The sequence below is a fragment of the Enterococcus sp. GPZ-007 genome (assembly GCF_059374735.1).
On the sequence record NZ_JCAFYN010000034.1, the window covers coordinates 1 to 12,960 of the forward strand.

The 12,960-nt window shown below is 38.8% G+C and carries 15 protein-coding genes; 5 read left to right on the forward strand and 10 right to left on the reverse strand.

Features of this window, described 5'->3' with window-relative positions; translation table 11 throughout:
- Positions 1 to 58: 58 nt before the first annotated feature.
- Complete coding sequence (obgE, locus tag AC4J95_RS15435; RefSeq protein ID WP_494550631.1) at positions 59 to 1,372, reverse strand: GTPase ObgE; 1,314 nt, start codon at positions 1,370 to 1,372, stop codon at positions 59 to 61.
- A 268-nt stretch (positions 1,373 to 1,640) separates the two neighbouring features.
- Here obgE and gap point away from each other — a divergent pair, with 268 nt between their 5' ends.
- Complete coding sequence (gene gap, locus AC4J95_RS15440; RefSeq protein WP_316404077.1) at positions 1,641 to 2,651, forward strand: type I glyceraldehyde-3-phosphate dehydrogenase; 1,011 nt, start codon at positions 1,641 to 1,643, stop codon at positions 2,649 to 2,651.
- Between the two features lie 156 nt (positions 2,652 to 2,807).
- Positions 2,808 to 3,557 (forward strand): peptidylprolyl isomerase, encoded by a 750-nt coding sequence (locus tag AC4J95_RS15445; protein ID WP_494550632.1) that lies wholly within the window; start codon positions 2,808 to 2,810, stop codon positions 3,555 to 3,557.
- Between the two features lie 52 nt (positions 3,558 to 3,609).
- Here the strand turns inward: AC4J95_RS15445 and fabZ are convergent, their stop codons facing one another.
- Positions 3,610 to 4,059, reverse strand: a complete 450-nt coding sequence (gene fabZ / locus AC4J95_RS15450) for a 3-hydroxyacyl-ACP dehydratase FabZ (RefSeq protein ID WP_316404080.1) — start codon at positions 4,057 to 4,059, stop codon at positions 3,610 to 3,612.
- A gap of 162 nt (positions 4,060 to 4,221) precedes the next feature.
- Between fabZ and fabI the strand changes: the two genes are divergently transcribed.
- Positions 4,222 to 4,977, forward strand: a complete 756-nt coding sequence (gene fabI / locus AC4J95_RS15455) for an enoyl-ACP reductase FabI (protein WP_494550633.1) — start codon at positions 4,222 to 4,224, stop codon at positions 4,975 to 4,977.
- 342 nt (positions 4,978 to 5,319) lie between these two features.
- Here the strand turns inward: fabI and AC4J95_RS15460 are convergent, their stop codons facing one another.
- A complete protein-coding gene (locus AC4J95_RS15460) occupies positions 5,320 to 6,333 on the reverse strand; it encodes a branched-chain amino acid aminotransferase (RefSeq protein WP_494550634.1) in 1,014 nt (337 codons plus the stop codon).
- 156 nt (positions 6,334 to 6,489) lie between these two features.
- Here AC4J95_RS15460 and AC4J95_RS15465 point away from each other — a divergent pair, with 156 nt between their 5' ends.
- Positions 6,490 to 7,404: a mechanosensitive ion channel family protein gene (locus tag AC4J95_RS15465; RefSeq protein WP_316404085.1), complete on the forward strand. Its 915-nt coding sequence runs from the start codon at positions 6,490 to 6,492 to the stop codon at positions 7,402 to 7,404.
- A gap of 43 nt (positions 7,405 to 7,447) precedes the next feature.
- On the opposite strand, the gene AC4J95_RS15470 is transcribed toward AC4J95_RS15465, so the two are convergent.
- The 6 genes from AC4J95_RS15470 to racE form a co-directional block, all read right to left on the reverse strand.
- Positions 7,448 to 8,035, reverse strand: a complete 588-nt coding sequence (locus tag AC4J95_RS15470; RefSeq protein ID WP_494550635.1) for a DJ-1/PfpI family protein — start codon at positions 8,033 to 8,035, stop codon at positions 7,448 to 7,450.
- Positions 8,036 to 8,120: 85 nt separating this feature from the next.
- Positions 8,121 to 8,390, reverse strand: coding sequence for a 30S ribosomal protein S14 (gene rpsN, locus AC4J95_RS15475; protein WP_494550636.1), 270 nt, complete (start codon positions 8,388 to 8,390; stop codon positions 8,121 to 8,123).
- Positions 8,391 to 8,628: 238 nt separating this feature from the next.
- The gene (cbpB, locus tag AC4J95_RS15480) at positions 8,629 to 9,117 is read right to left on the reverse strand and encodes a cyclic-di-AMP-binding protein CbpB (RefSeq protein WP_494550637.1); all 489 of its coding nucleotides are present in this window, start codon (positions 9,115 to 9,117) and stop codon (positions 8,629 to 8,631) included.
- A 92-nt stretch (positions 9,118 to 9,209) separates the two neighbouring features.
- On the reverse strand, positions 9,210 to 9,722 hold the full coding sequence (locus AC4J95_RS15485) for a metallophosphoesterase (protein ID WP_494550638.1): 513 nt from the start codon (positions 9,720 to 9,722) through the stop codon (positions 9,210 to 9,212).
- A complete protein-coding gene (gene rph, locus AC4J95_RS15490) occupies positions 9,719 to 11,056 on the reverse strand; it encodes a ribonuclease PH (protein WP_494550639.1) in 1,338 nt (445 codons plus the stop codon). The genes AC4J95_RS15485 and rph overlap by 4 nt, the downstream gene beginning before the upstream one ends.
- 1 nt (position 11,057) lies before the next feature.
- Complete coding sequence (gene racE, locus AC4J95_RS15495; RefSeq protein WP_494550640.1) at positions 11,058 to 11,879, reverse strand: glutamate racemase; 822 nt, start codon at positions 11,877 to 11,879, stop codon at positions 11,058 to 11,060.
- A gap of 140 nt (positions 11,880 to 12,019) precedes the next feature.
- Between racE and AC4J95_RS15500 the strand changes: the two genes are divergently transcribed.
- Entirely contained in the window at positions 12,020 to 12,250 is a 231-nt protein-coding gene (locus tag AC4J95_RS15500) for a hypothetical protein (protein ID WP_494550641.1), read from the forward strand.
- Between the two features lie 54 nt (positions 12,251 to 12,304).
- Here the strand turns inward: AC4J95_RS15500 and AC4J95_RS15505 are convergent, their stop codons facing one another.
- Positions 12,305 to 12,955 (reverse strand): amino acid ABC transporter permease, encoded by a 651-nt coding sequence (locus tag AC4J95_RS15505; protein WP_316404094.1) that lies wholly within the window; start codon positions 12,953 to 12,955, stop codon positions 12,305 to 12,307.
- Between the last annotated feature and the right edge of the window lie 5 nt (positions 12,956 to 12,960).

Sequence of the window (12,960 nt, forward strand, 5' to 3'; positions counted from 1 at the left end):
AGTACTGCAAAATGATTTGCAGTACTTTGATCAATTAATAATACTTTTTCTTCTTATCTTAATCTACGAATTCAAACTCAAACTTGTCTATCCGTACAAGATCACCATCTTTTGCTCCACGAGCTCGTAAAGCTTCATCAACTCCCATTGACCGAAGCTGCCGTGCAAAGCGCATGACGGTTTCGTCATGATCGAAATTGGTCATCTTAAATAGTTTTTCTAGTTTTTCTCCACTCAGCACCCAAGTAGCATCTGGTTCGCGCGTGATCGTAAATTCTGGCTCATTGGATTGGAAGCCATAATTCACAGTATCCTCTTCAACCTCTTCATCATATAATAAGAATTCTGGTGTAACCTCCAACAAATCAGCGGCAGCGTTCAATAGACTATCTAAACCTTGCTTCGTAATCGCTGAGATTGCAAAAACCGGAATATCTTCACCAAACTCATCTTCTTTATCCTTTTGTAGCTGTTCCTTAAACTTCTTCAAGTTCTCTTCAGCATTAGGCATATCCATTTTATTGGCTACGATAATTTGCGGCCGCTCTAATAAGCGTAGATTATGCGAACCCAATTCTTTATTGATTGCAAGATAGTCTTCATAGGGTTCGCGACCTTCCATCCCACTCATATCTATTACGTGCAAAATGACTCTTGTACGTTCGATATGACGTAAAAATTGTGTTCCTAAACCAACTCCTTGTGACGCTCCTTCGATCAAACCTGGTAGATCAGCAGCGGCAAAACTGCGCCCATCACTAGTAGTCACCATTCCTAAATTAGGAACCAAAGTTGTAAAGTGATACGCACCAATTTTAGGCCGCGCAGACGAAATTACAGAAAGAACCGTTGATTTTCCCACTGAAGGAAAGCCGACTAGACCGACATCTGCCAAGACCTTCAATTCTAATTCAATGTTACGTTCTTGACCCGGCTCGCCATTTTCAGCTAACTCAGGTGCAGGGTTTCTCGGAGAAGCGAAACGGGTATTCCCGCGTCCACCTCGTCCACCATGAGCAACAACCAATTCTTGACCATTTTCAATTAAGTCCCCAATCAAAGCACCAGTGTCCGCATCACGAACTGTCGTACCTGGGGGAACACTAACATAAGTATCTTCTGCTCCACGCCCGTGCATGCCTTTGCTCATTCCATTCTCTCCAGGAGTGGCTTTAAAATGACGATTGTAACGAAAATCCATTAAAGTTCGCAAACCTTCGTCAACCACTAAAATGACATCGCCTCCTCGTCCACCATCACCACCAGCTGGTCCGCCATCTGGTACATATTTTTCACGACGAAAGGCAACCATCCCGTCGCCGCCCTTTCCAGCTTTAACATCGATCGTTACTTGATCTAAAAACATGGACATCTTCGTGTCCTCCTTCTCTCTTTATTCTAATGACTAATGAATCTCCACATTAAACAAAGTCTCGTTTATTGTAGCTAGATTAATGGAAAAAGTCCATTCTTATTGATAGAAGCTTTAAAAAAAGTAGTTAGATTAATACTTTTTTAGTGATTGAACTTTAATACTTTTTCTCAGGTAATATCTTTTGACAAAAAAATTGATGCGTTGCAAAATAAAAAATGTAAGGCATCAAGCTTTGCTTGATATTAAAAAGGAGGAACTTTTGGTTATGACAGTAAAAGTAGGTATTAACGGATTTGGACGTATTGGTCGTTTAGCTTTCCGTCGGATTAAAGAAGTATCTGACGATATAGAAGTAGTAGCAATCAACGATCTTACAAGTCCTACAATGTTGGCACAATTATTACAATTTGATTCAACACATGGCACATATCCCGGAACAGTTACTGCAACAGAAGATTCAATCGTTGTTGACGGCGAAAAAACTCGTGTATACGCTGAACCAGATGCAAGCAAAATTCCATGGGCTAAAGAAAATGGTGTAGATATCGTGCTTGAATGTACAGGTTTCTATACTTCAGAAGAAAAAGCACAAGCACATATTGATGCTGGTGTGAAACGCGTCGTTATCTCAGCTCCTGCTGGCCAAATGAAAACAATTGTTTACAACGTAAATGATGATACTTTAGATTCTAACGATAAAATTATTTCAGCAGGTTCTTGTACAACCAACTGCCTAGCCCCTATGGCTTACTTCTTAAATGAAGAATTCGGTATTGAAGTTGGTACAATGACAACTGTTCATGCTTACACTTCAACACAAATGCTATTAGATGGACCAGTTAAAGGCGGCAACTTACGTGCTGCACGTTCTGCTGCTGACAATACTATTCCACATTCAACTGGTGCTGCTAAAGCAATTGGCTTAGTAATTCCAGAATTGAACGGAAAATTACAAGGACATGCGCAACGTGTTCCCGTTGTTGATGGTTCATTAACTGAATTGGTTTCAGTACTTAAAACAAAAGTAACTGCAGACCAAGTAAACGAAGCAATCAAAAAGCATACCGTTGATAACCCATCATTTGGCTATGATGATCGCGAAATCGTTTCAGGTGACGTTATTGGTACTACTCAAGGATCAATCTTCGATCCAACTCAAACTGAAGTAACTTCAGCAGGCGATTACCAATTAGTTAAAACTGTCGCTTGGTATGACAACGAATATGGTTTTACTTGCCAAATGATTCGTTTGTTAGAAAAATTTGCTAACCTATAGAAACAAGTATAGACATTAAGAGAGGTCAAGTGACCTCTCTTTTTTATTTCCATCCTTTAATAAATTTTTTGAAGCAAAAAATCACCCTTTTTTCATAGGAACTCTTGAAAAAGTTTGTTATCATAAGGATGATAATAACTTTAAAAGGAGAATGTCATGCATTTCAAAAAATTGATGATCGGTGCAAGTTTAGCCTTGTCAATCGGTCTATTCGCAGCTTGCGGCAGCGATAACTCAACCAAGGATACAAAAGAAAGTACCGCAAAAACCACAGAATCTAGTGTAGATTTAAATAAATTGGATCTGCCCCAATTGAACGACAAAGTAACAGACGACGAATATTTGGTTGAACTTGTTACAACGGAAGGCAGCGTTAAAATCAAACTATTTCCAAAACAAGCACCAAAAGCCGTGGAAAATTTTGTTAAGCATGCAAAAGATGGGTACTACAAAGATACCCCTTTCCATCGTGTGATCAAAGACTTTATGATTCAAGGCGGCGATCCTAAAGGTGACGGTACTGGTGGCGAAAGCATTTGGAAAAAAGGCTTCAAAACCGAAGATTCCAAACAGCTTTATAATATTCGCGGAGCCCTTTCGATGGCTCGTTCTGAATCGCGCAGCAGCAACGGCAGCCAGTTTTTCATCGTAACCAACAATGAGGATCAAAGTGATGGTTTAGCGATCCAATATTACCCTGAAAAAATCATCGAGGCCTATAAAAAAGGCGGAGCTCCAAGTCTTGATGGTGAATATACTGTCTTTGGACAAGTCATTGAAGGCATGGATGTTGTTGACAAGATTGCAGGCGGAGAAGTGAAAGACAGTGGTTCTGGCGAAAAATCTACACCTGTCGACCCAGTCAAAGTAACTGAAGTCAAAGTTTTACAAGAACCTAAGAAATAATTGCTAAAAGAGCCAAAATCTCAAGAGAGATTTTGGCTCTTTTTTGTGTACGCTATTTTTTCTGCTCTTTATCCCCTACGATGAAGGTGAATTCGCACTCTGTCACTACTTTTTCTTCTACTGTCGCCCACGCTTTGGCTGTTCCCACGGGTCCCTTGACTTTTTGAATGTCAAAATTTAAGAATAAAACATCTCCCGGTCGAACAAATTCTAAAAAGTTTGCTTTGTTGATACCACCGATATAAGCGGTCTTTCCTTCAAATGCGGCCGATTTTAGAATCAGTAATGAACCAGCTTGCGCTAAGGCTTCAACAATCAATGTTCCTGGCATGATCGGCTCACCTGGAAAATAGCCTTGGAAAAAGTCTTCATTCATCGTTAAATTTTTTACTGCCGTAATATGTTTTTCATCTTCAAATTCCGTGACTGCATCTAAATAATAAATGGGAAAGCGATTTGGGATCGCAGCCATAATTTCTTCGACATTCATAATTTTTTCCATTCTGCACCTCTATGAATATTTTATTTGATTATCAAACTATCATATTCTAGTAGTTTTATCAAGGTGTATTGGAATAATCAAAAAAATAGTTTGACAATCAAAGCTTTTTCCAACATAATGAGAGCATATTATTTTTTATATTATTTAGGAGTGTGTCATTTAATGTCTATTTTAGCTGAAAAAAAAATTATCGTGACTGGCGTAGCCAATAAAAAAAGTATCGCTTGGGGATGTGCGAAAGCCATTGCTGATCAAGGAGCAGAAGTCATCTATACTTACCAAAACGATCGTATGAAAAAAAATTTGGTAAAATTAGTTGGTGAAGAAGCTAGCATGTTTGAGCTGGATGTTGCGAGTGATGAAAAAATCGAAGCAGCCTTCAATGCAATCAAAGAGAAAGTTGGTTCGATTGATGGACTAGTTCACTCAATTGCATTTGCTAACAAAGAGGAATTATCTGGTAACGTAACTGAGATCACTCGGGATGGTTTCCAATTAGCTCAGGATATCAGTGCTTACTCTCTATTAGCTGTCTCAAAATATGCAGCTCCATTAATGACCGCCGGCGGAAGTATAGTGACAATGACTTACATGGGTTCTGAACGTTCGATCCCGAACTACAATATGATGGGGATCGCTAAAGCTGCACTAGAGGCAGAGGTTCGCTACTTGGCGACTGAACTAGCACCGAAAAACATTCGAGTAAATGCGATCTCAGCAGGTGCGATTAAAACTTTAGCTGTAACAGGCGTAAAAGATTATCAATCATTACTGAATCTATCTGAAGAACGGACACCAGATAAGGTAGCCGTTACGATTGAAGAAGTCGGAAACTCTTGTGCCTTTTTACTTAGTCCATTAGCAACTGGAATCATTGGTGACATAATTTACGTCGACAAGGGCGTTCATTTAAGTTAATGATTTGAGATGTGTTGTTTTTCGACACACTTCTTTTTTGGTAATTTGTTAAATAAAGAATACGAACAGTTCACTTTGTTTTCAATAAGTAAACTGTTCGTATTCTTTATTTTTGTTAAGTATTTTCCGTAAAAAGTTTGTACTGATTAATAGTTGTAAACTCAAAAGATTTCCAAAATCCCCATTAGTATAGCGAAAAGTATTCGCTTGACCGGTGATTCAATGGTACTTATTAACATAATGAATGTGTGCAAGACAAGACCATAAAGCCAAAAATAGTAAAACTAATCCCCCTAAAACACTCCAGATAATAGTCATTTTTCTCCCTCTGACCTCTAAAACTTACACTTCGAAGATCCAACCATCAGGAGCTTCAAAATCCCCAAATTGAATTCCTACTAACTCATCATATAATTTCTTTGTAATAGGACCAGTTTCTGTCTCACTATAAAACACATGGAAATCATCACCGTTTTGTATCCCTGCAATTGGCGCGATAATTGCAGCTGTTCCGCATGCACCAGCTTCAGCAAATTTGTCAAGCTCGTCTAAGCGAACGTCTCCTTCAATCGCTTCTAGGCCAAAACGTTCTTTTGCCAAATATAGTAATGAATATTTTGTGATACTTGGTAAGATTGAAGGTGATTTTGGTGTGATGAACTGATTATCATGCGTTATTCCAAAGAAATTGGCTGAACCGACTTCTTCTATTTTCGTATGCGTAGCCGGGTCCAAATAGATACAATCAGAAAAGTTGCGATCATGTGCAATTTGTCCGGGCAATAAACTCGCGGCGTAATTTCCGCCAACCTTAGCAGCCCCTGTACCAAATGGTGCTGCGCGATCGTATTCAGACACAATAAAATTACTTGGAGTCAATCCACCTTTGAAGTAAGGTCCCACCGGCATACAAAATACGCCAAATATATATTCTGGTGCTGGAATAATTCCGATATTAGGCCCCACCCCGATGAGATAAGGTCGTAAATATAATGTCGCTCCTGTGCCGTAAGGCGGAACATATTCATCGTTAGCGCGCACTACCTGTTTGACCGCATCAATAAATTTATCTTCTGGAACTGCTGGCATCTGCAGACGTTCAGCGCTTTTATTCAAACGTTTAGAATTTTCATCTGGTCGAAATAAATTGATTTTTCCATCTTTTCGGCGATAAGCCTTTAATCCTTCAAAACATTCTTGACCGTAATGAAGACAGGTCGAGCCTTCATTAATAGTGATCGTATTATCCTCTGTTAATACGCCTTCATCCCATTGACCATTTTTCCAATGAGAAATATAGCGAAAAGGCGTTTTCATATAATCAAAGCCTAGTTCTTCCCATTTTATATTCACCATTCTATCATCCCCCTCTTATTTAAATGCTAGTCTATCATTTTCTTTCATCATTGTCATGATTTTTTTCAATTATAAGAAATTTATGATTTCATTATCTTGGTCGACAGAAAAGCGAAAGATTGTTACACTATTTTTATTAATCTATAGGAGTGGCTTATGTTTTTATATTCAACGCAGACAGTTGATTCCAGCAATATTAACGTGGTGGATCAAGCGACTGAACAACTATCTGCCTGGCAAAAATACTGGCAGGCAATCGACTGGGATCGTGTATTTTCAATTCTGATACAAAAAGGGTTGACGATCATAGCGGTTCTTATCTTATTTTATTTAATCAGAAAAATCGGCAGCTTTTTAATCAATCAATCCTTCGAACGACAAAAGAAAAAAATGACTGACAATGCAACAAGGATTGAAACAATCCATGCATTGACGGTAAATATCTTTTCTTATACACTTTTTTTCTTTTTTCTTTACTCAATTTTGGATACATTGGGAATTCCTGTTGGTTCACTTTTGGCCGGAGCAGGAATTGCAGGTATCGCCATTGGGTTAGGAGCTCAAGGCTTTACGAATGATATCATTACTGGTTTTTTCATTATTATGGAGCAGCAGATCGATGTTGGTGATTATATTCGTTTGGCGAATTTACAGATTGAAGGAACTGTTACTTCGGTTGGTATACGTATGCTACAGATGAAATCTGCTGATGGGACTGTCCACTTTATTCCCAATCGAAATATTACGACGATTAGCAATCTATCTCGCGCCCATATGCAGGTGAAAGTTGATATTCGGATACAACCAGATGAAGGTTTTGATAAGATCAGTCGCTTAATAGATGAAGCAAATCAGAAACTTGCTGATGATTTTAAAGATGAAATTTTTGATGGACCAACGCTCTTTGGTATGGTTGACTTGGGCAACAGTAATTACGCAATTCGGACCATTTTATATGTAACAAACGGAAAACAATATAAACTACAGGAAGAGTTCTTAACAGCCTACGTTAAAATATTAACTCAGAACGGCTTTTCCATTCCAAACAATCCGATTGCAATAGGAAAATAACGAAGCTCACTTCATAATCACATGAAGTGAGCTTCGTTATTTATTATACAAATGGATTTCCATATTTTTCACGATAACCATAGAATCCCAAACGATACAAATCCACTTCCCTCTTTGCTTCAATCAGACTGTCACCAATCAATTGCAGAGCAAATTCGGTAAAATCTAGTGCAGCGGTGCCGTTTGCGGTAACAAGGTTTCGATCACTGACAGCTTGTCTCTCAATAAAGTTTTCGGGCGTCTGATAGTTTGGAAAATCTTTCCAAAGAAAACGAGCATTTCCAGTATGCCTGTAGCCTTCTAAAAAACCATGAAGTGCTAGATAATCTACCGCGCCGCAAATCGCAGCCACTGGCAAATCGTGTGATAATTGCTGTTCAATGATTGCATAAAGCTCCTGGCTGTGGATGTTCCAAGAATTACCACCGATCAAAACTAACAAATGATACATTTGATCGATTTTTGATAGATTCAGATCAATCGTCGTTTGGATCCCACCGATGGATTCTACTTGCGGCAAGTTTGAAGCTGTCTTTACCTGCCAATTATCTCTTTGATTTAGAAGGCTCATTAAATAGGCGCCTTCCCAATCGGCATATTGATCCAACAAAACAAATAATGCTGTTTTCATTCTATCGCTCCCTTCTGCTTTGTCTCTTCAGTTTAACAAAATTAGAAAAAGAAAGCTCTACCATTTGGACCACTTTATTTCTTTTTTACCAACTAGCCTTCTTAACGCCAGGGATTTGACCTTTATGAGCCAGTTCACGGAATTTTATACGAGACATCCCAAATTTTCGCATATATCCCCTTGGGCGACCATCAATCTGATCGCGATTTTTCAGTCGGTTAGGGTTTGAATCACGCGGTAATTTTGCTAATCCTTCGTAATCTCCTGCAGCCTTTAAAGCTAAGCGTTGTTCTGCGTATTGGGCGATCATAGCCTGTTGTTTTTGCATCTTTACAATTTTCGATTTTTTAGCCATTTAGCTTCTCCTACTCTTTCTTCCGAGCTTAATCGTAATGATTCCTGTTTAAACACTCGTTAAAAAATATCACTCCTGAATTAGAATGTCAATCAATCTGTATCAACAAAATTCATCTTTCTATGAGAGCACATAAACAGTAACAAGCATTAAAAATATTCTAAATAAAAAAAGACTTCACATCAAAAAATGAACGTGAAGTCTGTATTAATCGTATTAGTTTTTGCTAGCTCAATGATCAGTTCGTTGAATTCGCATGTAAAATCAATTTTGCTTCCGGATTCTTTCGCTCAAACACGTGAAAGGTATAATTCACTGCTTTCAGAATCTCACGCCGAGTCACAATTCCGCAAAATACACCTTCGTGATCTAAAACAGGTAAGAATGATGCATCTACTAACAAATGTAGAACGTCTTCTAATTCAGCGTCTGGACGCATTACCGCTACATCTGTCTTCATAACATCTGCAACCGTCAATTCCTCCAAATTGGATGTATCAATACCATCGATCCCAAGCATTTTTTTTACAATATCATTCAAGCTTAACAGACCAACAAAATGATCTTCCTTATCTAAAACTGGAATCGTTGAATATCCAGCTTGTGATAAAAGCAGTAAAGCATGTTCTAATGGATGTTCCTTCATCACGTTAGCAACATTTTCCGCTGGAATCACCATGGTCTCCTCATGTTCCTTCATTAATTGTTCAATCGCGGGACTAATCATATGACGCCTCCGTTCTAATGTCTTCTTCTTTATTTTACCTTAACAGCTAAAAGAAAGCGTTGTTTCTCCAAATGTTTAATAAAAATTAGGAACTAACGTTCAAAATCTACCGCTAATTCTTCGATCGGTTGATGAGCACGATTATAATATTGAATACGGTATCTCGTGTTTTCACTATCAATAATAGCATAACTAGGGATTCGAACAGGGCCTCGAGGTTGTGAGATACTGCCCGGATTTACAAATAGGATATCTTTATCTAGTTCAGCTACAGCTTGATGAATATGTCCAAATAAGGCAATATTTGCACCGATCTCTTCTGCTTGCAGTGAAAGCATTGTAAGACCAAAGCGCACATTCGAAAGATGTCCATGTGTCATAAAAATGATATCGTCTCCGATCGTGATGATTTGCTCTTTTTTGTACCCTGGATCATAATCACAGTTTCCAGTAACCACTGTAAAATGTTCCCACAATTCATCATTTGATTTTAATTCAGAGTCTCCACAATGAAACATGTGATCTACCATTCCAACGTAACGATTGACGATTTCCACTAAAATACTGCGGTCACCATGATTATCGCTAACAACTAAATATTTCATTTATTCTCCTCCAGCCATTCTTTCCAGGTTCCTTCTAATTCCTTTACGGCCATCCCGCGATGACTGATATCGTTTTTCTCTTCAGCTGTTAATTCAGCTGATGTCTTATTGTACTCAGGAACAATAAATAATGGATCATAGCCAAAACCATTGTCTCCTTGTGGAATACGAGCGATTCGCCCCTCCCAATCCGCTTCGACTACTAAACTTTCTTTTCGTGGTGCTGCAAAAACTAATGTGCAATGAAAACGAGCAGTTCTTTTTTTGTCTGGTATATCAGTCAACTCATGCAGTAATTTTGCATTATTAGCCGCATCGCTTTTTCGTTCACCTGCAAAGCGGGCAGAGAAAATCCCAGGCATTCCGTTCAGAGCATCCACAACTAGGCCGGAATCATCTGCTAATACTGGTTGCTGCAAAATATGAGCGATGGTTTCAGCTTTTAAGCGAGCATTTTCTTCGAATGTCTTTCCTGTTTCTTCCACATCGGGTAAATCAGGATAATCTAATAGCGTTTTCGTTTGATAGCCTTCTTTTGCGAATAGTGCTGCGAATTCTTTCGCTTTTCCAGGATTACGCGTAGCGATTACAATGGTTTTATCTTCCGTTTCAATGTTTGGAAAAAGGACTTCTTTTTGATAAGTGATCAGTTCTTCAATCCCTGCTTTCCCGTGTAAAATCAACGCATTCAACTCAGTATCGTCAAAAGTCGCTTCTTCGCCAGTTCCTTGAATCTCAACAAAACGACCTGATTCGGTCATTACAAGATTCATATCTACGGCAGCCGAAGAATCCTCTTGATAATCCAGATCAGTCACAACGGTTCCATCTGGCAGCATACCAACACTGATGGCAGCTAAGTGTTCTTTAATTGGATCCTCAACTAATTCGCCAACAGCCAATAATTTATTGATTGCTAAACGTAAAGCAACGAAACCTCCAGTGATACTAGCAGTTCTGGTTCCGCCATCCGCTTGGATTACATCACAATCAACAATGAAACTGCGTTCACCTAATTTCTCTAAATCGATCACAGCACGTAAAGACCTGCCAATCAGACGTTGAATCTCCATTGTTCTTCCACTTAACTTTCCCTTAGCGCTTTCGCGACGATTACGCGTATTTGTCGCTCTTGGTAGCATACTGTATTCAGCGGTTACCCAGCCAGTTCCACTCCCTCTTAAAAAGGGAGGTACAGATTCCTCCAGCGTTGCTGAACAAATCACTTTCGTGTCGCCAAATGAGATGACAACTGAGCCTTCTGGATGTTTAAAAACATTTGTTTCGATCTTAATCGGTCTCAACTGCTGAACTGTTCTTCCATCATGTCGCAAATTATTCTCCTCCTAATTCAATATGAGCTACATTCAAATTCGTAATACTCAACCAGTCGCCCGCAATATCTTTAAACATTTTAGGTGATCCTGTCGTGTAAAAAGTCCTTTTCTTTTTTTCTTCTCGTTCATAATTATTTAGATTGAAATAGTCCAGTAAAGTGCTGACATCGTTGACGGTTTCTGCTCCTGAATCAATCAATGTCACCTGCTGTCCGATCTCGTTTTGAATTATCGGACGCAACAAGGGATAGTGGGTACATCCTAAAATCAATGTATCCAATTTCTCTTTTTTTAATGGAGCCAGAGTTTGAGAAACTATTTTTTTTGCTACTGAACTATTGAACTGATTACTTTCAACAATAGGTACAAATTTTGGACAAGCCAGACTTGATACATGAGTATCTGGAGCTTTTTCCTGCAACTCATGCTTATAAGAACCACTCTTGACTGTTCCTAATGTCCCGATGATACCTACGCGTCCCGTATTGCTGGCTTTTAATGCAGCACGTGAGCCGGGTTGGATCACACCGATTACAGGAATATCAATGTTCTTTTTGATTTCATCCAAGGCTACTGCAGTCGCTGTATTACATGCGATCACAAGCATTTTAATATTTTTCTTCAATAAAAAACGAGTCATCTGCCAAGTAAACTCTATAATTTGCTCAGCTGGTCGTGGTCCATACGGGCATCGGGCCGTATCCCCAAGATATAATATCTCTTCATTCGGAAGCTGACGCATCGCTTCTTTGACTACCGTCAAACCGCCTACGCCAGAGTCGATAAATCCAATTGGTCGTTCATTTGACAAAATAATCATCCTATCTCGTTACAAGTACCATCCTATTTTCCACTTTTTATCAAAATATTTCAAGCCCCAGAGCCCTGTCTTATAAAAAGCGTTTTCTTTTGAATGGAATAACAATCAGTGCTAAACTATTGTAGAGAGAGGTGGATAAAATGGATAAAAAAGAACTAACCGAAAATATGGGTAAAGTTTCAGCCGGTGATCGTAATCAAGATCCCGCAATCAAAGCAACTGAAAAAGAAGCGGAAAAAAAGAAAGAGCACAGAAAAGATAACCATGAACCAGGTATCTTAGAAAAACTTGGTAAAACAGAAGCTGGTGCCATTTATGAAGATCCAGCTATGAAAGAAACTGAACGAAAAACTGAAAATGAAAAAGAGTGAACAAATAAAAAGGCGAAGGCCTCCCGCAATTTAAGCCGGGAGATCTTCGCTATTTTAATAGTTGTATTTGCTCGTTTCCAAAAAGTTAGAAAGCAGTGATAGTAAGTAACAAACGACAAAATACATGGCGGTCATCGCAATAAACATTGGAATGACATAATTAGTATTTTGTCCGTAAATAATTTTGGCGTTATGGGTCAGTTCTGGTAATGAGATAATGACAGCTAACGATGTATCTTTAATTAGAGAAATCAACTGACTCAAAATTGCCGGTAGCATTGATTTGAACGCTTGTGGCATGACAATCATTGTCAGTGTTTGAACATAGGTCAAACCTGAGGACATCCCTGCTTCGGTTTGACCAATCGGTACAGCGTTCAAGCCGGCACGAAATATTTCTGATAGCATCGCTGATTCGAATATCGTTAATGCAGCAACAGCTGCCCAAAAGATGTTCAGCTTAATCCCAATTTGTGGTAAAGCAAAGTAGGTAAAGAAAATAATCAGTAACAATGGTAAGTTCCGAATGATGTCAACGATGATACCGACGACTCGTGAAAGAATCGGAACATTACTATACCTTACTGTTCCCGCTACCCCTCCAAGAACCATACTAAAAATGATTGAGACAACTGAAACTTGAATCGTCACCCATAGCCCATCTAAAAGAAATCGCAAATTAATCCATGAAAAAGCTTCACTCATATTCT